Below are 21879 nucleotides of genomic sequence, written 5' to 3'. Positions count from 1 at the left end.
TGATCACTCCGCCGCCTCTGCGAACCCAACCGAAGCCATCGGCCTAAACTCGTGCTTGTCCTTGCCGGAGACGCGTTCCGACCATGGATCGACCTGGGCGAATTTCTGGCTGAAGATGAAGCGGTCGTAATAGGCCTTGCGCTTCTCGCCATCATCCATGATCTGGCGCTTGATCTCTTCCTTGCCGATGCGCTTGGCCCATTTGTAGATGCGCTCGAGATAGCGGCCCTGCTCGCGGTACATCTGCGTCAGCGCCACGATATGCTCCAGCGCCTCGTCCTCGGTCTTGACCAGGCCGAGCACCTCGGTGCCCTTGATGTCGAGGCCGGCGGCACCGGCGAAATGGATTTCGTAGCCGGAATCGACGCAGATCACGCCGACATCCTTGCAGGTCGCCTCGGCGCAGTTGCGGGGACAGCCCGATACCGCCATCTTGACCTTGGCCGGGGTCCACGATCCCCACATGAACTTCTCGATGCGGATGCCGAGGCCCGTCGAATCCTGCGTGCCGAAGCGGCACCAGTCCGAACCGACGCAGGTCTTTACCGTGCGCAGCCCCTTGGCATAGGCTTGGCCGGAGACGAAGCCGGCCTGGCCAAGATCGGCCCACACCGCCGGCAGATCCTCCTTGCGAATGCCGAGCATGTCGATGCGCTGGCCGCCGGTGACCTTGACCATCGGGATCTCGAACTTATCGACCACGTCGGCAATGGCCCGCAGTTCGGCGGCATTAGTGACGCCGCCCCACATGCGCGGCACCACCGAATAGGTGCCGTCCTTCTGGATGTTGGCGTGGACGCGCTCGTTGATGAAGCGCGACTGGTAGTCGTCGGCATACTCGTCCGGCCAGTCGCAGACGAGATAGTAGTTGAGCGCCGGCCGGCATTTGGCGCAACCGCAGGAGGTTGTCCATTCCAGCTCCTGCATAACGGCGGGAATGGTCTTCAGCCCTTTGGCCTTGATTAGCCGGCGCACCTCGTCATGGCCGAGCGTGGTGCAGCCGCACATCGGCTGGACGGCGGCTGGATTGTATTTGTCGCCGATGGTCAGCACCATCAGCTTCTCGACCAACCCGGTGCAGGAGCCGCAGGAAGCGGACGCCTTGGTGTGGGCGCGCACGTCGTCCAGCGAGCTCAGGCCCTTGGCCGTGATCGCGCCGGTGATTTTTCCCTTGCAAACGCCGTTGCAGCCGCAGATTTCCGCATCATCCGGCAAGGCTGCAACGGCCGCCATAGGGTCCAGGGAGGCGCCTCCCTGGTAGGACTGGCCGAAGATAAGCGTGTCGCGCATTTGCGATATGTCGGTCTGCTTCTTCTTGAGGTCGTTGAACCAGGCGCCGTCCGCCGTCTCGCCGTAGAGCACGGTGCCGATGATGCGGTCATCCCTGAGCACCAACCGCTTGTAGACGCCGGCGGCGGCATCGCGCAGCACGATCTCCTGGCGGTCCTCGCCCTCGGCGAAGTCGCCGAGCGAAAACAGCTCGATACCGGTGACCTTGAGCTTGGTCGGCGTGTCCATATGGACGAAGGCTGCCGCCTTGTTGCCGGCAAGCTGGCTGGCGGCGACGCGCGCCATCTCGTAGAGCGGTGCGACCAGCCCGTAGACCTGGCCGTTGACCTCGGCGCACTCGCCGAGGGCGTAGATATCGGGATCGTTGCTGCGCATGCCGGCGTCGACGACGATGCCGCGATTGACGGCAATGCCCGCTTCTTTCGCCAGGGCCGCATTCGGCCTGATGCCCACCGCCATGACAACGAGCGTCGCCGGAACGATGGTGCCGTCGGCGAGCTCCACCTGCTCGACCTTGCCCTTGCCCGCGATCGCCTGGGTGTTGGCCTTCGTGAGGACCTTGATGCCGCGTTCTTCCACCGCGCGCTGCAGCAGGTAGCCGGCGGCCGGATCGAGCTGGCGCTCCATCAGCGTCGGCATGACATGCAGCACGGTGACGTCCATGCCTTGCGCGTTCAAGCCCGCTGCCGCCTCCAGCCCGAGCAGGCCGCCGCCGATGACCACGGCCTTGGCCCGCGACTGGGCAGCAAGCAGCATGGCCTGGACGTCGTCGAGATCGCGATAGGTCAGCACTCCGGGCAGATCGTGGCCTGGCACTGGAATGATGAACGGCACCGAGCCGGTGGCGATGACGAGCTTGTCATAAGGCTCGGTGACGCCGTGGTCGGAGGTGACAGTCTTTGCCGTCCGGTCGATGGCGACGATCTTGTGGCCCTTGTAGAGGGTGATGCCATTGGCGATGTACCAGCCGTCGCCGTGGATGATGATTTCCTCGAAGGCCTTCTCGCCGGACAGCACCGGCGACAGCATGATGCGGTCGTAATTGACCCGCGGCTCGGCGTTGAAGATGGTGACGACGTAGCGGCCCGGCGCCTGCTCCAAGAGGTGCTCCAGCATCCGCCCAGGCGCCATGCCGTTGCCGATGATGACGAGTTTTTCGGTCATTAAGCTACTCCGCGGCTTCGACGAAGCGATGGCGTTCGTAGAGGAATTTCAGCACTGCCTCGCGACAGCGCAGGTAGGTCCGGTCGGAGGAAAGCTCTATGCGCCGGCGCGGCCGGGCCAGCGGCACGGGAAGCACCTCGCCGATGGTCGCCGCCGGGCCGTTGGTCATCATGACAATGCGGTCGGACAACAGCACCGCCTCGTCGACATCGTGGGTGATCATGATCGTCGTCGAGCCAAGCCTCGAATGGATATCCATCACCGCATCCTGCAGATGGGCGCGCGTCAGCGCGTCGAGCGCGCCGAAGGGCTCGTCGAGCAGCAAGATTTTCGGCTCCATGGCCAGCGCGCGGGCGATGCCGACGCGCTGCTTCATGCCGCCCGATATTTCGGCCGGGCGCTTGTCCTTGGCGTGCGCCATCTGCACGAGATCGAGATTGCGCATGATCCAGTCGTGCCGCTCGGCCCGGCTCCTGGTGCGGCCGAAGACCTTCGACACCGCCAGATTGATGTTTTCGTAGACCGTCAGCCACGGCAGCAGGCTGTGGTTCTGGAATACCACGGCGCGTTCGGGACCGGGGCTATCGACCTCCTTGTCTTCGAGCAGGAGGGCGCCGGCGGACACTTTCGTCAGCCCGGCGATCAGGTTGAGCAAGGTCGACTTGCCGCAACCGGAATGGCCGATGATCGAGACGAATTCGCCCTTGTCGATGGTCAGCCGGATGTCCTTCAGTACCTCGCTGACATGGCCGCCGCGAGTGAAGGATTTGTCGATATGGTCGAGTTTCAGATAGGCCGTCATTGCCTTCTCCTCACTTTGCCGTTGCGCCGCGGGTGACGAAGGCGCCGACCGCCGCAACCAGACGGTCGAGGCAGAAGCCGGTGACGCCGATATAGGCGAGCGCGACGATGATGTCGGGCAGTCGCGACGAGTTCCAGGCATCCCAGATGAAGAAGCCGATGCCGACGCCGCCTGTCAGCATTTCGGCGGCGACGATGGCAAGCCAGGACAGGCCGATGCCGATGCGCAGGCCGGTGAAGATGTAAGGTGCTGCGGCCGGCACCATGATCTTTACGAAGAACTCGAGTTGGTTGAGCCTGAGGATGCGGGAGACGTTGCGATAGTCCTCTGGAATGTTGCGGACACCGACGGCGGTGTTGATGATCACCGGCCAGATCGAGGTGATGAAGATGACGAAGATCGCTGATGGGCTGGAATCGCGGAAAGCGGCCAGTGACAGCGGCAGCCAGGCGAGCGGCGGCACGGTGCGCAATATCTGGAACACCGGGTCGAGGCCGCGCATCGCCCAGATCGACTGGCCGACCAGGGCGCCGAGCGCGACGCCGACGATTGCAGCCAGGCCGAAGCCGATAGCAACGCGCTGCAGCGAGATCAGCACCCGCCAGGCCAGTCCGATATCCTGCGGACCATAGTCGAAGAACGGATGGGCGATCAGATCGTAGGCCTCGTTCCATACCTGGCTAGGTGGCGGTAAGCTGGCATTGGGCGACGAGCAGGCGATCTGCCAGACAACGAGCATGACGATGATGACGACGGCCGGCGGCACCAGGGTGCTCGCCAGCTTGCCGGCGATCGCGGCGGGATCGAAGCGGCGCCTCACCTTGGCGGTGAAAGCTATGACCTCTGCGGGCTTGGCCGGGGCGGGGAACGCCTTCACCTTGCTGTCCTCGATGGCTTGGATAGACATTTTCGCAAAACTCCTTGAGCACTTGGAGTGACAAGCGGCGCCAGCAGCGCCGCTTGCCGTCGACGTCAGGCCGATGCCTTGATCTTGAGGCTGTCGAGATAGGCGGACGGGTTGGCCGGATCGAATATCTTGCCGTCGAAGAAGGTCTCGACGCCACGCGATGAAGACGCCGGGATATCGGCCGCAGCGACGCCAAGATCCTTCGCCGCCTCGCGCCACAGATCCTCGCGGTTGACCTGGTCGACCAGCGCCTTGATGTCGGTGGTCGCCGCGAATTTGCCCCAGCGGATGTTCTCGGCGAGGAACCAGCTGTCGTGGCTCTTGAACGGATAGGACACGCCGCCCTTCCAGAACTTCATGTAGAGGTCGGTGCCGTTCGCTACGCGGTCATTGCCGTAATTGATGTCGCCCTTGAGGCGGCCGATGATGTCGGCAGTCGGTACGTTCATCCACTGCCGCTTGCCGATGATGGCGGCCATCTCGTCCTTGTTTTCCATGGCCTCGCACCATTGCTGGGCTTCCATGACGGCCATCAGGATCGCCTTGGTGGCGATCGGGTACTTGTCGATGAAGGCCGCGCGCAGGCCGAGCGCTTTTTCCGGATGACCCTTCCACAATTCGCCTGTCGTGGCGGCGGTGAAGCCGACGCCCTGATGGACGAGCTGCTCGTTCCACGGCTCGCCGACGCAGAACACGTCCATGTTGCCGACCTTCATGTTGGCGACCATCTGCGGCGGCGGCACAACGATGGTTGAGACATCCTTGTCGGGATCGATGCCGCCGGCGGCCAACCAGTAGCGCAACCAGAGATCATGGGTGCCGCCCGGGAAGGTCATGGCGGCCTTCACCTCCTTGCCTTCGGCCTTCTTGGCCGCGAAGGCGTCCTTCAGCTTGGAGGCATCGAGGCCGACGCCGGTGCCGGCATATTCCTGCGCGACGGAAATCGCCTGGCAGTCGTAGTTGAGCCGCGCCACGATCGCCATCGGCATCGGCTGATTGTTCTGCGTCACCTTGCCGGTGTGCATCAGGTACGGCATCGGCGTCAGGATATGGGCGCCGTCGATGCCGTTGGCTTCGCCGCCGAGCATCAGATTGTCGCGTGTCGCGCCCCAGGAGGCCTGCTTGAGCACCTCGACATCGGGCATGCCGAATTTTTCGAACAGGCCCTTCTCCTTGGCGATCATCAGTGGTGCTGCGTCGGTCAGTGCGATAAAGCCGAGCTTGGCACCTGTCACTTCCGGCGTGGCGGTCGCGGCATAGGCGCCGGACGGTAGCAGCGCGCGCGCCGCCGCCAGCGTTGCCGCGGTGGCCGCGCTCATCATCAGGAAATCGCGGCGCGTTACGCCCTTGAGGGTCGGCTGGGTTTTGATGCGTTTCGTCATCGTTATCTCCGGTTGGGCGCGGCTTGGGATCTGCGCCGTCGATTGCGTGTTCGATCAAAACAAAAAAGCCGCCGGCCAGGTCGCCGCGTCCGTGCAAACGGGATCGCGTATTGAACCTGAGCGGCAGCTTTGCCTGTGGCGCCCGCCATTGGACGCCGTATTCGGTGGCCCGAAGGCCTGTGGGTTACCAAGCAGGAACCGTGCCAGCTTGAAGAAACGGCAGATTCTGCAATGAAACCAACCTAGAGTGCGGGCGTGAAGGTTGAGGCGTCGGATTGTCGATGCTCACGCGGCAGTCACGTTCGTTGTGCAAACGCACAAAAATTGTGCAGTGCACGATAGTGCGCAAGGAATGCTCAGCCTGTCGGCATGGCCCAGTCGCTGATGGCCAGATAGTCGTCGATCCTGTCCGGATCGAAGATGCGGCCGTCGAAAAAACCATCCGGACCAAGGACGAGGCTGGCGCCGGCCGAGCCCACCGGGGTGGCAGCGGTGAGCGCCCCCTCGACCTTGGCATTGGCGCCCGGCAGGGCGACGCCGAGCGGCTTCAGCGCTGCGCGATAGAGGTCGGGCCGGTAGGTGTCGCGCGCGAGCGCCATATGGGCAGCGCTGTGCTTGACCTGCCCCCACCGCACCATCTGCGTGTAAAACCACAGCGCATGGCTTTTCCAGGGAAAATTCGCCGCCTTGTCGAAGGAAAGGAAGAAGTCCTCGACGGCCAGTTCTGCGCCGCCGCCCAGTGGAAGGTGTCCGGTCAGGAGCGGCATCTGCAGCGCCGGCGAAAGGTCGAGGAAGGAAGGCTGCGCCATCAGCGCGGCCAGTTCGCCGCGGTTTGCCGGATCCTGGCACCAGCGCGCGGCATGATGAAGCGCACGCAGCAGGGCCGAAAGGGCGCCCGGGTGTTTCTCGGCCCAGGCCTTGCGCACGCCGACGACTTTCTCGGGGCTGGTCTTCCAGATGGTGGCCTTGACTGTCGCGATATGGCCGGTGCCGGCGACGACCGAGACGCTGTTCCAGGGTTCGCCGACGCAGTAGCCGTCGATCCTGCCGGCGGCGAGTGCGTCGGCCATGAAGGGCGGCGGCACGATGACGATTTCTATTTCGCGCGACGGATCGATGCCGCAGGCCGCGAGCCAGTAACGCAGTTCGTAATTGTGTCCCGAGTGCGGATGCACGACCGCAAAGCGCAGCGGATCACGACCGGCATGCGCGCGTTCACGGATCAGCGCGCCCAAGGCCCTGCCCGTTCGCGCCGGATCGAGGTCCGGCAAGGCACCGTGCGCGGCCATACCCGCCCAGAGCGCGTTCGAAACCGTTACGCAGTTGCCGCCCAGTCCAAGCGAGAACGGCACGATCGTGTCGGAGGCGAGCGGGGTGAGCCCCAGATTGCAGGCGATCGGCATCGGCCCCAGCATATGCGCCAGGTCGAAATGCCCGATCGCGATACGGTCGCGGATGTTGGCCCAGGATGTTTCGCGGCTGAGCGTCAGGTCGATGCCTTCGCGCGCGGCAAAGCCGATCTCGCTTGCCGCGACAAGAACGGCGCTGTCGAAGAGCGGTATGAAACCGGCATTGATCTGGTGTTCGGCCGCCATGCTCAACTCTCCCCGGGATCCAGAAGGCCTGCCGCCGTCACCAGGCTCTGCGCGATTTCGCGGATCTTGCGGTTCTGGCTCATGGCGGTCTTGCGCAGAAGCGCATAGGCCGCGTCCTCCGACAGGCTGCGCGACCTCATCAAGATGCCCTTGGCGCGGTCGATGACCTTGCGGTTCTCCAATTCACTGCGGGCTTCTTCCAGTTCGCGCGCCATGCGCGAGAACGCGTTGAAACGGCTGATCGCCATGTCGAGGATCGGCTTGACGCGCTCCTGGCGCAGCCCGTCGACGACATAGGCGGAGACCCCCGCTTCGACCGCAGCTTCGATCGAAGCCTGATCCGACCGGTCCACGAACATGGCGATCGGCCGCTTCACCACGCGCGAAAGCTGGAACATGTTTTCAAGCATGTCGCGGTTGGGGTTTTCGAGATCGATGACGATCACGTCCGGTTCGATCTCGGCGATGCGCCGTGCAATTCCGGCAACGTCGTGAACGACCGTGACCTGCTCATGCCCGGCCTCCCGCAACCCCGCCTCGATGATGGAAGCGCGGATGTGGTTTTCATCGATCACCAGGACGGCGAGGGATTTCCGGGTCATGCCGCATTTTGCGCACGCCGCGCGATTGTGCAATGCGGCATGGTGACAATTAATGCAGTCATCTCTTCGAATTCAGAAGCGCCGCCATATGTTCGCGGAGCCGACCCGTTAAGGTTCTTTAAAGACCATTACTAGGGACTGACTTTGCTTTTGTATCCGCTGCGCTATCTTCCAGTTGCGAACCTTGTGTCGCTGGCTAGAAGATTGGAGGTTTCCATGGATCGGCGATCATTTTTGACAGGAATGTTTGGCATTGCTGGGGCCGCAGCCCTTGCAAGCGCAGTTCGGCCTATCAACGCAGTGGCTGGTGTCCCAGGCGTCAGAGGCGGCATTCTCGATGAACTGGACGCGCTGGATACGGAAGCCTTCGAGGATGAGGATACTCAAGCAGAACTGCAACCGGTCCGCCATCGGCATTGGCACCGCAGGCGGCGGCGGAGGCGGCGCGTTTGGAGAAGGGTCTGTCGTCGTTACTGGCGAAATGGCTATCTGCGCACCCGGTGCCGTCGCCGGCGTGTCTGGGTCTGGTATTGGCATTATTAGCAGTTAGCGTGCTGAAAACCCCGGCGGTTGCCGGGGTTTTCGCTTCGATGACTGTTAGGAATCCGCAACATCGATCTGCGGCGGCGTACCGCGAGGTGCTGACTGGAGCGGGATGCGTTCAAATTGAACCGGGTATCCCGCTCTATCTATTTGTTTCAGCCGCATTTCCGCGACGCCAAGTGATTCCACTTTGGCTGCAAAATGCTCCAGCAGAAATGGCGAAATTCATTTTCAGGAGGACCGACCGGTTTGTAGGGGCCCGCCAGTGATAGGCAGGCCTACAAGCGACTGATTTCCTAGGAGAAAACTGGTGGAGCCAATCGGAATCGAACCGACGACCTCTTGAATGCCATTCAAGCGCTCTCCCAACTGAGCTATGGCCCCACTTCCGGCAGTCGACCGGCGCCGTTTCCGGCGAAGAGATCCGGCGCGGGTTCTAGGCCGTGCCGTTAGTGCAGGCGGCTTCTAACCCCGCCTTCAGTCAATATCAAGCCTTCAACAACCGCTTTTTCTCAAGACGCCGCGAAATCCGGCAAGCGCTTGCGGCAGAGGCCAGATCAGACTTCGTCGTCGTCGTCGCCAACGCCGATCATGTCGGCGACATCATCGTCTTCTTCCTCTTCGTCGGCGAGGAAAGTATCGTCGTCGTCGTCGCCGAGGTCCACATCGTCATCGTCGTCGCCGAGATCGGGAAGATCGTCGGACTTGCTGTCATCGTCCGCCTCCTCGAGCGAGACGACCTCAACACCCTCTTCATCATCGGCGTCGACTTCCTTCTCGGCAACTTCCTCTTCCTCCTCGAGGGGGGCGGTCTTGCCTTCCTCGAAATAAGAGCGGGGATAGGTCTTGCCGGTATAGGGCGAGATGATCGGGTCCTTGTTCAGGTCGTAGAATTTCTGGCCCGTTTCCGGGTCGATGCGTTTGGTGCCAAGTTCGGGTTTTGCCACGGCAAGCCTCGTCGATAAAAGTTTGGTCCCCATAACCACAGTTTACGGCGCTGTCAAAGCCTAAAGCCAACGTCATAAATCCCTGCGTTGAGGGCCTCTTGCAAGGGGATGACCATTTCGGTGCGCCGTGATACGAGACCGCCCAAACCAAAAGAAAAAGGCCGGCCATCGGCGTTTTCATCCAGGGAAAAACCATGTCGCACACTGCCGCCCCGAAACCGGCCACCGCACGCAAATCGCCAGCGCTTTCAGGCGCGGCGCGGGTCCCCGGTGACAAGTCGATCTCGCATCGCTCGTTCATGTTCGGCGGCCTCGCCTCGGGCGAAACCCGCATCACCGGGCTGCTGGAAGGCGAGGATGTGATGCGTACGGGCGCCGCCATGAAGGCAATGGGTGCGCATATCGAGAAGCACGGCACTGAGTGGGTGATCCGCGGCACCGGCAATGGCGCGCTGCTGCAGCCGGAAGGTCCGCTCGATTTCGGCAATGCCGGCACCGGCGCGCGCCTCACCATGGGCCTGGTCGGCACCTACGACATGGAGACCACCTTTATCGGCGACGCCTCGCTGTCCGGCCGGCCGATGGGCCGCGTGCTCGAGCCGCTGCGCCAGATGGGCGTGCAGGTGCTGAAGGCGACGCCCAGCGACCGCATGCCGATCACGCTGCGCGGCCCCAAACACGCCGCGCCCATCACTTACCGCGTGCCGATGGCATCGGCACAGGTGAAATCGGCGGTGCTGATCGCCGGGCTGAACACGCCGGGCATCACCACCGTCATCGAGCCGGTGATGACGCGCGACCACACTGAAAAGATGCTTAAGGGATTTGGCGCCAATTTGTCGGTCGAGACCGACGAGCGCGGCGTGCGCCATATCTTCATCGAGGGCCGGGGCAAGCTCACCGGCCAGACGATCGCGGTGCCAGGCGATCCCTCCTCGGCCGGCTTCCCGCTGGTGGCGGCGCTAATCGTGCCGGGCTCGGACGTTACAATCGAAAACGTGCTGATGAATCCGACCCGCACCGGGCTTCTTTTGACGCTGCAGGAAATGGGCGCCCGGATCGACATCGTCAACCCGCGCAAGGAAGGCGGCGAGGATGTCGCCGATCTGCGCGTGCGTCATTCGGAACTGAAAGGCGTGACCGTGCCGCCTGAGCGGGCGCCGACGATGATCGACGAATATCCGGTGCTGGCTGTCGCGGCCAGCTTCGCCGAAGGCGAGACGCTGATGCAGGGGCTGGAGGAGTTGCGTGTGAAGGAATCCGACCGACTGTCGGCGGTCGCCGAAGGGCTTAAGCTCAACGGCGTCGACTGCACCGAAGGCGAAGCAACACTGGCCGTGCGCGGCAGGCCGGGCGGCAAGGGACTTGGCGGCCACCGCGATGGACAGAGCACGGTCGTCCAGACCCGTCTCGACCATCGCATCGCCATGAGCTTCCTGGTGATGGGGCTGGCGACGGAAAAGCCTGTGACCATCGACGACCAGGCGATGATCGCGACGAGCTTTCCGGAGTTCATGGGCCTGATGAAGGGGCTGGGCGCGGAGATCGAGTGAGCTGATGGCAATCACAAATCTTGGAGATTGGACGCCAACATCCCTCCCTTCGTCATCCTGGGGCGTAGCAAGGAGCGAAGCGACGCGGCGCAGACCCCAGGATCCATGCCGTGACATCAAAGCGTCGCGACGTTGCCGGATTCTGGTTCGCAGCATTCTTCGGCGACTTTCACGGCATGGATCCCAGGGTCTTCGCTCCGCTTCGCGTTCGCTGCGCCCTGGGATGACGACGGCGCGAAGGCTTGTTGCCAAAGCGTTGACCCGCAAATGACATCCACCTTCACCATTGCCATCGACGGCCCCGCGGGCGCGGGCAAAGGCACGCTGGCACGCCGGCTCGCCGACCATTACAGGCTGAACCTGCTCGACACGGGCCTCACCTATCGCGCGGTGGCGCATGCGCTGCTTCAACTCGGCCTTCCGCTCGACAATGTCTCGGCTGCCGAAACCGCAGCCCGGCAGGTCGACCTGGCCAAGCTCGACCGGTCGGTGCTGTCGGCGCATGCGGTCGGCGAGGCGGCCTCGAAAGTCGCGGTGTTCCCGTCGGTGCGGCGCATATTGGTCGAAAAGCAACGCGATTTCGCCAAGGCGCCGCCGGGTGCCGTGCTCGACGGCCGCGACATCGGCACCGTCGTCTGCCCGGACGCCGACATAAAGCTCTATGTGACAGCCAGCGCCGAAGTGCGGGCAAAGCGGCGGCTCGATGAGATCGAGAGCATCGGCGGCAGCGCCAATTTCAACGAAATCCTCGCCGATATCGTGCGTCGCGACGAGCGCGACATGGGCCGCGCCGACTCGCCGCTGAAGCCGGCCGCCGACGCGCACTTGCTCGACACGACGGAAATGGCTATAGAAGCCGCGTTTCTGGCGGCCGAGGCGATCATCGACGACGTCTTGGCCAAGAGAAACAAAGCCTGAGCCGGGTTTTCCTCCCGTTGCCGATTGCCGGCCGCGATAAAGATACCCATATCGGGCACGAACCAGCCTGCCAGCATTCTTCATGCGCCGGAATTGCCGCTCAGGCGGCCAAGGGCTTTTGAGCCCGGAACGCCGGCAGGCCAACGCAACGCGAACCCACGGCGCCCGCCCCACGACAGATGTGGGGCATTCCAGGAGAAACTATGTCAGCTGCAAATCCCACTCGCGATGATTTCGCGAGCCTGCTCGAAGAATCATTTTCCGCCGGCCATTCCGGCGAAGGCCAGGTCGTCAAGGGCATCATCACCGCCATTGAAAAGGACATGGCAATCATCGATGTCGGCCTCAAGGTCGAAGGCCGCGTGCCGCTGAAGGAATTCGGCGTCAAGGGCAAGGACTCGACACTCAAGGTCGGCGACACGGTCGAGGTCTATGTCGAGCGCATCGAGAACGCGCTCGGCGAAGCGATGCTGTCGCGCGAAAAGGCCCGCCGCGAAGAGAGCTGGGTCCGTCTCGAAGAGAAGTTCACCAAGGGCGAACGCGTCGAAGGCGTCATCTTCAACCAGGTCAAGGGCGGCTTCACCGTCGACCTCGACGGCGCCGTGGCCTTCCTGCCGCGCAGCCAGGTCGACATCCGCCCGATCCGCGACGTCTCCCCGCTGATGCACAATCCGCAGCCCTTCGAGATCCTCAAGATGGATCGCCGCCGCGGCAACATCGTGGTGTCGCGCCGCACCGTGCTCGAGGAAAGCCGCGCCGAACAGCGTTCGGAAATCGTGCAGAACCTCGAAGAAGGCCAGGTGGTCGAAGGCGTCGTCAAGAACATCACCGATTATGGTGCGTTCGTCGACCTCGGCGGCATCGACGGCTTGCTGCATGTCACCGACATGGCATGGCGCCGCGTCAACCATCCGACCGAAATCCTCAACATCGGCCAGACGGTCAAGGTGCAGATCATCCGCATCAACCAGGAAACCCACCGCATCTCGCTCGGCATGAAGCAGCTCGAGAGTGACCCGTGGTCCGAGATCGGAACGAAATTCCCGATCGGCAAGAAGATCAAGGGCACCGTCACCAACATCACCGACTACGGCGCGTTTGTCGAGCTGGAGCCGGGCATCGAGGGCCTCATCCACGTTTCGGAAATGTCGTGGACGAAGAAGAACGTGCATCCCGGCAAGATCCTGTCGACGACGCAGGAAGTCGACGTGGTGGTGCTCGAGGTCGACCCGACCAAGCGCCGCATTTCGCTCGGCCTCAAGCAGACACTCGAGAATCCGTGGCAGGCTTTCGCCAGCGACCATCCGGTCGGCAGCCAGGTCGAGGGCGAGGTCAAGAACAAGACCGAGTTCGGCCTGTTCATCGGCCTCGAAGGCGATGTCGACGGCATGGTCCATCTTTCCGACCTCGACTGGAACCGTCCGGGCGAGCAAGTGATCGAGGAGTACAATCGCGGCGACATGGTCAAGGCGCAGGTGCTCGACGTCGACATCGACAAGGAGCGCATCTCGCTCGGCATCAAGCAGCTGGCCAAGGACACGGCTGGCGAGGCGGCGACTTCAGGCGAACTGCGCAAGAACGCGGTCGTCACCTGCGAGGTTACCGGCGTCAAGGATGGCGGTCTGGAAGTGCGGCTGGTCGACAGCGGCATCGAGACCTTCATCAAGCGCTCCGATCTCAGCCGCGACCGCGACGAGCAGCGCCCCGAGCGCTTCACGGTCGGCCAGAAGGTCGACGCCCGCGTCATCGCCTTCGATAAGAAGACCCGCAAGCTGCAGGTTTCGATCAAGGCGCTGGAAATCGCCGAGGAGAAGGAAGCGGTCGCCCAGTACGGCTCGACCGACTCCGGCGCTTCGCTGGGCGACATCCTGGGGGCTGCGCTGAAGAAGCAGGGCAGCTAAATCTGCAAACGCCGCGCCTTCGCGCGGCCTAGAAACAAAACCCCGTCGGAGCGATCCGGCGGGGTTTTTGTTTGACCATATCAGAGCATCGGACCCAAGAGTTTGGAACGGATTTCGGGAATCCGCGCTCAATGAAGAGATAGATCAGGCCCTGCCGTAGAGCGGCACCAGCGTGCCGCTCATCGCCAGATTGGCCGGCGAAGCGAGATAGGCAATGGCCTCCGCAGCCGCTTCGAGGCTGACCCATTTGCCGAAATCGGCGGCCGGCATCCCAGCCCGGTTGGCCGGCGTGTCGAGGGTCGAGGGTGCGACTGCATTGACCAGAATGCCCTTGCCCTTGAGCTCCTCCGCCATTGCCACCGTCATTGCCGCGACCGCTGCTTTGCTGGCGGCATAGGCGACCATGCCGGAGCCGCGCCGCAGGTCGAGCCCGGCGCGCGCCGTGACATTGACGATGCGACCAGCCGTGCCCGATGCCAGCATCGAGCGTATCGCCGCACGGCAGCACAGGAAGGTGGTACGGGCATTGGTGTCCATCATTTCGGCAAAAGACGCGGACTCGATCTTCTCCACCGGCGCGGCGGTGAAGCCGCCGGCCAGCTGGATGGACGCCCACAAATCCGGAACGCTGGCGTAGAACGCCTCGACCTTGGCGGAGTCGGCGAGGTCGACATTGTGCGCCAGCCTGACACGCTCATCCGCCGGGAAGGGAAAATGCACAGGCGCGGCGGCATGGGCATTGGGCACATGGCAGATCGCGCCCTCACCCAGCAGTTTGCCGACGACCGCGGCGCCGAGCGCACCCGTGCCGCCGGTCACCACAATATGCCTTCCGTCCAGTGTATCCGTCATCTTCGACCGCTCCAGTGTTCTTATGCTTATGCCGCGCCGGTGGCGAGGGTCGCGCCTTTCGCCCGATCACTCAACTGAAATCTCGACATGGCAGGGTCGTGTCTTTGCATCGCTCCAGGCCGCCGACCAGCCGGGATCCTTGCCAACCTGAGGCCGGAAGCACGGTGCGCCGCCAAACTCAGTCGACGGTAATTTCGATTACAAATGGCAGTCCAGTCGCCCGCGCGCGCCTGAGTGCATCCGCCAGATGACCGATATCGGCGAGCCGCTCGGCGGCAATGCCATAGGCCTCGGCCAGCTTGCAAAAATCCGGCGGGGCGGGAGAGACGCCGACCGGCTCGACGCCGACATTGAGCATCGAGGTCTCGATTTCGCGATAGCCGCGATTGTTCCAGACGACGAAGATCACCGGCGCCGCCGCATCGAGGGCTGCGCCCAACTCCGGCAGCGTGAATTGGAAACCACCGTCGCCGGTGAGGCAAACGACCGGCGCATCAGGCACTGCAAGGGCCGCGCCGATCGCCGCCGGCGGACCAAAACCCAGCGCGCCGAAGCCGGTGGCGGCGTTGAACCAGCCGCCCGGACGGTCGTGATCGTAGCAGAGGTTGGCGGCGTAGACCGGCTGCGTCGAATCGCCGACGATGATCGAGCCCGGCAATGCATCGCGGATCGCCTCGACGGCGCGCGTCTGCGCCTGGAGGGCCGGGCCGATCTCGGTAAGGGCCGCCTGCCTTGTCGCAGCGGCGCGAGCCGGGCCGTCGCCCGATGGCGCCTGGCCGGTACCGATCTCTGAAAGCAGCGCCTCGAGTGCTACGGAGCAATCGGCCTGGATCGAAGTCACGGCCGGCCGGCGGGCAAGCTGGTCGGCGCCGATGTCGATGCGGATGAGATTGGTCGGCAAGACAAAGCCATCGTCGCCATATCCGTCATAGTCGGTTGGGCCGAACTCGGTGCCGGCGGCGATGACCAGGTCGGCGTCGGTTATCAGCGCGCGCACCGCCTTCAGACTTGGACTCGCCGGCACGCCAAGCGGATGGCGATGCAGCAGGCCGCGGGCATTGGTCGTCTGGACAACCGGCGCTCCCAGCCTTTCGGCCAGGCATTGCAACGGCGCTTCGGCTCTCTTGGCGCCGCCGCCGGCAAGGATAAGCGGTCGGCGGGCAGCCGCGCAAAGTCTTGCCGCCTCTGCTATCGCCGCAGCATCCGGCTCGGGCGGCGCGATATTCGTCAGCAACGCCCTGATGCCGCCCGCCGGCTTGACCATGATGTCGGTCGGGATCTCGATATGGACCGGGCCGGGACGCGTGGATGAAAACAGGGAGAAGGCGCGGGCGAGCACTTCGGGCAGTTCGTCGGCGTCGGTGACACGGTGGGAGAACAGCGCGACCTTCTCCATCATGCCGCGCTGGTCGGGCAGTTCGTGCAGATGGCCGAGGCCCTTGCCCAGTGTCGGCGTGGCGTTGACGCCTGAGATCACCAGCATCGGCACCGAATCGGCACGGGCCTGGCCCATGGCGGTGATGGTGTTGGTCAGTCCCGGTCCGGTGATGACGAAAGCGACGCCCGGCCTGCCGCTGGCGCGCGCATAACCGTCGGCCATGAAGCCGGCGCCCTGCTCATGGCGCGGCGTGACGTGGCGGATCTTCGAACGCGCCAGCCCACGATAGAGTTCGACCGTATGCACACCCGGAATGCCGAAGACCGTGTCGACATCATGGGCTTCGAGCAAAGTGATGAGCGCTTCGCCGACTGTCGTCATTGTCTGAGCACCGGACGTGTGAGGCAGGTCGGGCCGCCCTCGCAGGCGATGCACAGCGCGTCCGCCTCGAAGGTGGAAACCTTGCAGCCGGCAGCCGCCATGGCCGCAGCCGTCTTCGGGAAGCCGGCGACGGCGATCACGTCGCGCGGCGCGGTCGGCAGCACGTTGAGGCTGAGGCCGTTTGAGGCAAAGAACTCCTCGGCATCGCCCTCGACGAGGCGAATGCCTCGCGCCCGCAGCATCTGGTAGAATGGAGCCGGCAAAAGCGGTGCATAGACCAGCGCCAGATCGTCGGCGAGCGGACTGATCACCGACATCAGATGCAGGCAGGCCTCCTCGCCATGCCAGAGCGGCAGGTCGTAACCATAGACCTGGACGCCCTTGGGCGTGAGCAGGTTGGCGAGCTGCTGGATGCCGTCCTGGTTGGTGCGCACGCCGCGACCGACGGCCAGCGTCCTTGCATCCACCCAGACACAGTCGCCGCCTTCGACCTGGCCGGGATGCTCGATGCTACCGAGGATGGGCACGCCCATGCGCCTATAGGCTGCCTCGTGCAGGCCGGGCTCGGCCCGGCGCAGCGCCTTGCCCATGGCAAGGATGATGGCGCCGTGGTCGGTCATCAGCGAAGGATCGTGGGTGAAGACGGAGTCGGCAAGCCCGTCATCGGCGTCGGTCAGCCATTCGATCTCGGCGCCGGATGCCGAAACCAGCGTCGTCAGTGCCTCATGCTGGGCAGCGGCCTTTTGCGCATCGAAGCCCGGACCATAGTGCCATTGCGACGCTTCGGCGCGGCGCATGGCGCTCGCGGCGGACCGCATCAGCACGCGTTGCAACGGCCCGGCCATGGACTGCGACCCGTATGCTTTGCCCACTAAACTCTCCTGAAACATCCCCTTATGCCAATAACCACTCGGCAAGCCGCGATCAATGGTCCAAAAACCATGGTTGACGGAGGCAAGCGGAACGGTCCATCTTGAGAATGGAAACGCTGTCCAGTGATGGGTAATGGGTAAAAAATTCCAGCAACGACGGGCTCGGCCGCTCCGTGGAGCGTCGAGAAGGTGATGACGCAGGGCGCCGCATCCGCACTGAAGCACACGGTTCAGGACAGCGCCGCCGAAGCCATCCATGTCGAGAAGCTGCACAAGAAATTCGGCGAACTGCATGTGCTGAAGGGCGTTTCGCTGTCGGCGCGCGACGGCGAGGTCATCGCCATCATCGGCGGCAGCGGCTCGGGCAAGTCGACGCTGCTTCGCTGTATCAACTGCCTGGAGAACCCGACCAGCGGCATCATCCGCGTCAACGGCGAGGAGATCCGGATGAAGGCCGACACCCACGGCCACACCGTTCCCGCCGACCGCAAGCAGATCGAGCGCATTCGCTCCAAGCTCGGCATGGTCTTCCAGAACTTCAATTTGTGGAGCCACATGACGCTGATCGAGAACGTCATCGAGGTTCCGATGCATGTGCTTGGCGTCAAGCGCGAGACGGCTATCGCTACGGCCGAAAAGCTGCTCGCGCGCGTCGGCCTGGCCGAAAAGCGCGACGTCTATCCGGCCTATCTGTCGGGCGGCCAGCAGCAACGCGCCGCGATTGCAAGGGCGCTGGCCATCAACCCGCGCGTCATGCTGTTCGACGAACCGACCTCGGCGCTCGACCCGGAGCTGGTCGGCGAGGTACTGAAGGTGATCGGCGATCTGGCGCGCGAAGGCCGCACCATGGTGCTGGTCACCCACGAGATGAAATTCGCCCGCGAGGTCGCGACGCATGTCGTCTACCTCTACAACGGGCTGGTCGAGGAAGAAGGGCCGCCGGAGCAGATCTTCGGCGCACCCAAATCCGAAAGGCTGAAGCAGTTTCTGCGCAATGTAGGATGACTTGCGAGAAAAGCAGACGGGAACGTCAAAACCAAAAAACTGGGAGAACTGAAAAATGAAACCTTTTCTCAAAACGGCCTTCGCGGCCACGCTGATCGCGCTGTCGGGCGCATTTTCGGCAAGCGCCGAGCAGATCAAGGTCGGTTTTTCGCCTGAAGCCTATCCGCCGTTTTACTCGCAGGATTCGTCCGGCAACTGGGGCGGCTGGGAAGTCGACATCGCCAATGCCATCTGCGGCGAAGCCAAGCTGGATTGCGTATTGACGCCGATCCCGTGGGACGGCCTCATCCCCGCGCTCAAGACCAAGAAGATCGACGCGATCATGAATTCGATGTCCATTACCGATGAACGCAAGAAGGAAATCGACTTTTCCGATAAATACTACAACACGCCGACTGCGGTGATCGGGGCCAAGGATCAGAAATTCGATGCGACGCCAGAGGGGCTGAAAGACAAGACAATGGGCGTTCAGGCCTCAACGGTGCACGCTGCCTACGCCAAGAAGCACTTCACCGATGCTGCCGAGATCAAGGAATACCAGACGCAGGACGAGGCAAATCAGGATCTCGCCGCCGGCCGGATCGATGCCACGCAGGCCGATTCGATCGCGCTCGATGCATTTTTGAAGTCGGATCAAGGCAAGGCGTGCTGCGACCTCAAAGGTTATGTGGCGCCGGACCTTGAAGTACTGGGGCCTGGCGTCGGCGCCGGCGTACGCCAAGGCGACACCGAGATCAAGAACAAGATCAACGCCGCCATCAAGGCCATCAGGGCCAATGGCAAGTATGCCGAAATCACCAAGAAGTATTTCGACTTCGACATCTTCGGCGACGAGTCGCAGTCCAACTGACGGCAGCGGCATCGAGCCGGGCATGCCTTACGGCCATCGCCACGTGGCATGTCCGGCTTGATGCACCATCGGCGCCTCAACCCGGAAGTCGAGGGGATATAAGCTGAGCGACATTCTCGTCACGGTCTTCGGAGCCAGTTCGTTGGAATTGCTGTCCTTCGAACCGCCGAACGGCAGAGGCCTCGGCCTTCTGCATGGGCTGGCAAACTCCGTCGGAATTGCTTTCGGTTCCTTTGGAGTCGGTCTTGTGATCGGCGTCGGCGGCGCTTACGGCAAGCTCTATGGCGGGCCAGTGGTCCGTGACCTGCTGGAAGTCTATACCACCGCGGTCCGCGCCGTGCCCGAACTGGTGCTGATCCTGCTGCTTTATTTCGCTGGTACCGACCTCATCAACCAGGTGCTCACCGCGCTCGGCCATGCCGCAATCGATATCAACGGGGTTGTCGCCGGCATAGGCGTACTCGGGGTGGTGCAGGGCGCCTACTCTACCGAAGTCTTGCGCGGCGCGATTCTCGGCATTCCGCAGGGCCAGATCGAAGCCGCGCGGGCTTATGGAATGCCCCCCGGCCTGCTTCTCAGGCGTATCACACTACCGGCGATGCTGCCCTTCGCCATCCCGGGACTGGCGAACCTGTGGCTGATCGCCACCAAGGACACCGCACTTCTCGCAATCGTCGGCGTCAATGAACTGACACAGACCACACGGACGGCGGCCGGCGCCACGAAGGCGTATTTCACCTTCTTCATGGCGGCGGGCGCGCTCTATCTTGTCCTGACCCTCGTCTCCAACGTTGTCATCGGGCGCATTGAGCGCTGGGCGCGGCGCGGCATGCCTTCGATCGCGGGGGCGCACTGATGGCGGCCGAAACCCCGGTCATTCACGCCGCCGCCCGGGCTTCGCTCTGGATGCAGCCACATCGGATAGCGCTGATCCTGATCGCACTGGCTATCGTCGTGGCGTCGATTTTCCTGATGCGCTGGGATTGGCTGCCCACCTATCTGCCGCTGGCTTTGCAAGGCATATGGCGGACCATATGGCTGCTGGTGGTAACGTCGGCTCTGGGCATCGCGCTCGCTATCCCCCTCGGCCTCGCGCAGGTGATCGGCCCGCCGATCTTGGGCATTCCGGCCAAGGCGTTCTGCACGGTTATTCGCGGCACGCCGCTGCTGCTCCAGCTCTGGCTGCTCTACTTCGGACTCGGTTCGCTGTTTCCGCAATTTCCGTGGATCCGCGAGTCGTTCCTCTGGCCCATTCTCAGGCAAGCATGGCCCTACGCCGTTCTTTCGCTGACGATTTCCTATGCCGGCTACGAAGGCGAAGTGATGCGTGGCGCCTTCGCCGGCGTACCGCGCGGTCAACTCGAGGCGGCCCGCGCTTTCGGCATGAGCCGTTGGAAAATGTTCAGGCGAATATGGCTGCCGCAGGCGATCCACCGGGCGCTGCCGACGCTGGCGGGCGAAACCGTCCTTCAGCTGAAGGCAACACCGCTGGTGGCGACCATAACCATGGTCGACATCTATGCCGTAGCCTCGCGGGTGCGCCAGGATCTCTTCGTCACCTACGAACCCTTGCTGCTTCTGGCGTTGGTCTATATGGCCATCACCGGTATCCTGGTCTTCGGCTTCCGCCGGCTCGAGGCGCGGATTCCGAACCGGCTCGGCTGATATCGGGACAGTTTCACGAAGTCAGGACTTACGAAATGCAACTCAGTCTCGACCAGGCGACAGGACTGTGCCGGATGGCGGCACTCGGCGCAGGCGCCAATGAAGAAGCGGCGCAGTCGCTCGCAGCCTCCATCGTCGCTGCCGAGGCGGAAGGACTGTCCACGGTCGGGCTGTCGCATTTTATCGACTATCTCGAAGCGCTGGAGGCCGGCCGCATCGACGGCAAGGCCGAGCCGGTCATCACCAGGCCAGCGTTGGCGGTCTATCTCTCCGACGCGCGCGGCGGCCTGGCGCATACCGGCTTCGACCGCACGATCGACGATCTTGCCAAGGCGGCACGCCTGTTCGGCGTCGCCATCTTCTCGCAGAAGAACGCCTATACATGCGGGGCGCTCGGCTATTTTACCGGGCGGCTGGCAGCACTTGGGCTGGTGTCCTTCGCCGCGACCAACGGGCCAGCCGTGCTTGCCGGCTCGGGCTCGGTCAAGCCGGTCTACTGCACCAACCCGATGTCCTTTGCCGCGCCCGCCGCCGACGGAGCGCCGCTGGTGATCGACCAGTCGTCGAGCGCCACTGCTTTCGTCAACATCCGCAAGGCGGCCGACGACGGCAGGCAAATTCCGGAAGGCTGGGCGCTGGACGCAAGCGGCAACCCGACCACCGATCCAGCGGCCGCCATGAAGGGCGCGATGCTTGCCTTCGGCGGCCAGCGCGGCGCCAATATCGCGCTGATGGTCGAAGTGCTGGCGGCGGGCCTGTCGGGCGCCAACTGGTCGCTCGATGCACCATGGTTCACCGACGGGCCGGACAGTCCGGGAACCGGCCTCTTCGTGCTGGCCATCGAGCCCAAGCTGCTTGATCCGGATTTCGAGAAACGCATGAAGGACCAGCTCGACCGCTTGCGGCGGCGCTACGGCGTGCATGTGCCCGGCCGCGCCCGAGCTGAAGCGGCGGAGAAGGCGGCGGCGCGCGGCATTACAGCGCCCAAGGCCGTGGTGCAGCGTATTTCCGAATTCGCCGAACGCTATTCTTCGTGACCCTACCCTTAAAGCGCGTCGCGTTTGGATTCATGCGACGCGCTTTAAGTTTCTGTTTTTATGCATGTCGTTGTCGCAAAACCGCTGCGCACTTTTGCGCGGCATACGTTAGCTCTCAGCCTCCAGATTTCGACCCGCCCACGAGTGGCCGGCGCGATTATCTCGCTCGCCTGTTGAACCTTTTTGCGCGTTGCGGCGACCAATGCCTGCCGGGGTGGGGTTTGCCCGGCCGGTG

Annotated in this window: 20 protein-coding genes and 1 tRNA gene; 10 read left to right on the top strand and 11 right to left on the bottom strand. The window is 63.4% G+C overall.

The window, feature by feature from the left end; translation table 11 throughout:
• Positions 1 to 3: 3 nt before the first annotated feature.
• The 4 genes from nirB to EJ066_RS09925 form a co-directional block, all read right to left on the bottom strand.
• On the bottom strand, positions 4 to 2454 hold the full coding sequence (gene nirB, locus EJ066_RS09940; protein WP_126037211.1) for a nitrite reductase large subunit NirB: 2451 nt from the start codon (positions 2452 to 2454) through the stop codon (positions 4 to 6).
• Between the two features lie 4 nt (positions 2455 to 2458).
• On the bottom strand, positions 2459 to 3256 hold the full coding sequence (locus tag EJ066_RS09935; protein WP_126037209.1) for an ABC transporter ATP-binding protein: 798 nt from the start codon (positions 3254 to 3256) through the stop codon (positions 2459 to 2461).
• A gap of 10 nt (positions 3257 to 3266) precedes the next feature.
• Positions 3267 to 4163 (bottom strand): nitrate ABC transporter permease, encoded by an 897-nt coding sequence (gene ntrB / locus EJ066_RS09930; protein WP_126037207.1) that lies wholly within the window; start codon positions 4161 to 4163, stop codon positions 3267 to 3269.
• Positions 4164 to 4228: 65 nt separating this feature from the next.
• A complete protein-coding gene (locus tag EJ066_RS09925) occupies positions 4229 to 5545 on the bottom strand; it encodes a CmpA/NrtA family ABC transporter substrate-binding protein (protein ID WP_126037206.1) in 1317 nt (438 codons plus the stop codon).
• Here EJ066_RS09925 and EJ066_RS09920 point away from each other — a divergent pair.
• Positions 5532 to 5780 carry a hypothetical protein gene (locus tag EJ066_RS09920; protein WP_126037204.1) on the top strand — a complete coding sequence of 83 codons (249 nt, stop codon included), beginning with the start codon at positions 5532 to 5534 and terminating at the stop codon, positions 5778 to 5780. The two genes, EJ066_RS09925 and EJ066_RS09920, sit on opposite strands and share 14 nt — an antisense overlap.
• A 121-nt stretch (positions 5781 to 5901) precedes the next feature.
• On the opposite strand, the gene EJ066_RS09915 is transcribed toward EJ066_RS09920, so the two are convergent.
• On the bottom strand, positions 5902 to 7140 hold the full coding sequence (locus tag EJ066_RS09915; protein ID WP_189644467.1) for a CmpA/NrtA family ABC transporter substrate-binding protein: 1239 nt from the start codon (positions 7138 to 7140) through the stop codon (positions 5902 to 5904).
• 2 nt (positions 7141 to 7142) lie between these two features.
• Positions 7143 to 7742, bottom strand: a complete 600-nt coding sequence (locus EJ066_RS09910; protein ID WP_126037201.1) for an ANTAR domain-containing response regulator — start codon at positions 7740 to 7742, stop codon at positions 7143 to 7145.
• A gap of 449 nt (positions 7743 to 8191) precedes the next feature.
• On the opposite strand from EJ066_RS09910, the gene EJ066_RS31275 reads away from it, so the two are divergent.
• Positions 8192 to 8554 (top strand): hypothetical protein, encoded by a 363-nt coding sequence (locus EJ066_RS31275; RefSeq protein WP_189644466.1) that lies wholly within the window; start codon positions 8192 to 8194, stop codon positions 8552 to 8554.
• Positions 8555 to 8593: 39 nt separating this feature from the next.
• On the opposite strand, the gene EJ066_RS09900 is transcribed toward EJ066_RS31275, so the two are convergent.
• Together EJ066_RS09900 and EJ066_RS09895 are read right to left on the bottom strand one after the other, a co-directional pair.
• Positions 8594 to 8669 (bottom strand) — tRNA-Ala (locus tag EJ066_RS09900).
• Positions 8670 to 8842: 173 nt separating this feature from the next.
• Positions 8843 to 9232 (bottom strand): TIGR02300 family protein, encoded by a 390-nt coding sequence (locus EJ066_RS09895; protein ID WP_126037199.1) that lies wholly within the window; start codon positions 9230 to 9232, stop codon positions 8843 to 8845.
• A 194-nt stretch (positions 9233 to 9426) separates the two neighbouring features.
• On the opposite strand from EJ066_RS09895, the gene aroA reads away from it, so the two are divergent.
• From aroA to rpsA, 3 genes are all read left to right on the top strand, one after another.
• Positions 9427 to 10785 carry a 3-phosphoshikimate 1-carboxyvinyltransferase gene (aroA, locus tag EJ066_RS09890; RefSeq protein WP_126037197.1) on the top strand — a complete coding sequence of 453 codons (1359 nt, stop codon included), beginning with the start codon at positions 9427 to 9429 and terminating at the stop codon, positions 10783 to 10785.
• 267 nt (positions 10786 to 11052) lie between these two features.
• On the top strand, positions 11053 to 11703 hold the full coding sequence (gene cmk / locus EJ066_RS09885) for a (d)CMP kinase (protein WP_126037195.1): 651 nt from the start codon (positions 11053 to 11055) through the stop codon (positions 11701 to 11703).
• Between the two features lie 203 nt (positions 11704 to 11906).
• A complete protein-coding gene (rpsA, locus tag EJ066_RS09880) occupies positions 11907 to 13604 on the top strand; it encodes a 30S ribosomal protein S1 (RefSeq protein WP_126037194.1) in 1698 nt (565 codons plus the stop codon).
• Positions 13605 to 13748: 144 nt separating this feature from the next.
• Here rpsA and EJ066_RS09875 read toward each other — a convergent pair whose 3' ends face one another.
• The 3 genes from EJ066_RS09875 to EJ066_RS09865 form a co-directional block, all read right to left on the bottom strand.
• The gene (locus EJ066_RS09875; protein ID WP_126037192.1) at positions 13749 to 14456 is read right to left on the bottom strand and encodes an SDR family NAD(P)-dependent oxidoreductase; all 708 of its coding nucleotides are present in this window, start codon (positions 14454 to 14456) and stop codon (positions 13749 to 13751) included.
• A gap of 178 nt (positions 14457 to 14634) precedes the next feature.
• The gene (locus tag EJ066_RS09870; protein ID WP_126037190.1) at positions 14635 to 16215 is read right to left on the bottom strand and encodes a 5-guanidino-2-oxopentanoate decarboxylase; all 1581 of its coding nucleotides are present in this window, start codon (positions 16213 to 16215) and stop codon (positions 14635 to 14637) included.
• Positions 16212 to 17060 (bottom strand): arginine deiminase family protein, encoded by an 849-nt coding sequence (locus tag EJ066_RS09865; protein ID WP_126043809.1) that lies wholly within the window; start codon positions 17058 to 17060, stop codon positions 16212 to 16214. The genes EJ066_RS09870 and EJ066_RS09865 overlap by 4 nt, the downstream gene beginning before the upstream one ends.
• A 219-nt stretch (positions 17061 to 17279) precedes the next feature.
• Between EJ066_RS09865 and EJ066_RS09860 the strand changes: the two genes are divergently transcribed.
• The 5 genes from EJ066_RS09860 (at position 17280) to EJ066_RS09840 (ending at position 21644) form a co-directional block, all read left to right on the top strand.
• Positions 17280 to 18092, top strand: a complete 813-nt coding sequence (locus tag EJ066_RS09860) for an ABC transporter ATP-binding protein (RefSeq protein WP_126037188.1) — start codon at positions 17280 to 17282, stop codon at positions 18090 to 18092.
• A 55-nt stretch (positions 18093 to 18147) separates the two neighbouring features.
• Positions 18148 to 18942: a transporter substrate-binding domain-containing protein gene (locus EJ066_RS09855; protein WP_126037186.1), complete on the top strand. Its 795-nt coding sequence runs from the start codon at positions 18148 to 18150 to the stop codon at positions 18940 to 18942.
• Positions 18943 to 19132: 190 nt separating this feature from the next.
• Positions 19133 to 19798 (top strand): ABC transporter permease subunit, encoded by a 666-nt coding sequence (locus EJ066_RS09850; protein ID WP_210211068.1) that lies wholly within the window; start codon positions 19133 to 19135, stop codon positions 19796 to 19798.
• A complete protein-coding gene (locus EJ066_RS09845; protein WP_126037182.1) occupies positions 19798 to 20607 on the top strand; it encodes an ABC transporter permease in 810 nt (269 codons plus the stop codon). Before EJ066_RS09850 ends, EJ066_RS09845 begins: the two co-directional genes overlap by 1 nt.
• A gap of 35 nt (positions 20608 to 20642) precedes the next feature.
• The gene (locus EJ066_RS09840) at positions 20643 to 21644 is read left to right on the top strand and encodes an Ldh family oxidoreductase (protein ID WP_126037179.1); all 1002 of its coding nucleotides are present in this window, start codon (positions 20643 to 20645) and stop codon (positions 21642 to 21644) included.
• Positions 21645 to 21879 lie beyond the last annotated feature (235 nt).

The sequence above is a fragment of the Mesorhizobium sp. M9A.F.Ca.ET.002.03.1.2 genome (assembly GCF_003952365.1).
Lineage (GTDB): Bacteria > Pseudomonadota > Alphaproteobacteria > Rhizobiales > Rhizobiaceae > Mesorhizobium.
This window is presented reverse-complemented; position numbering and strand designations above follow the sequence as displayed.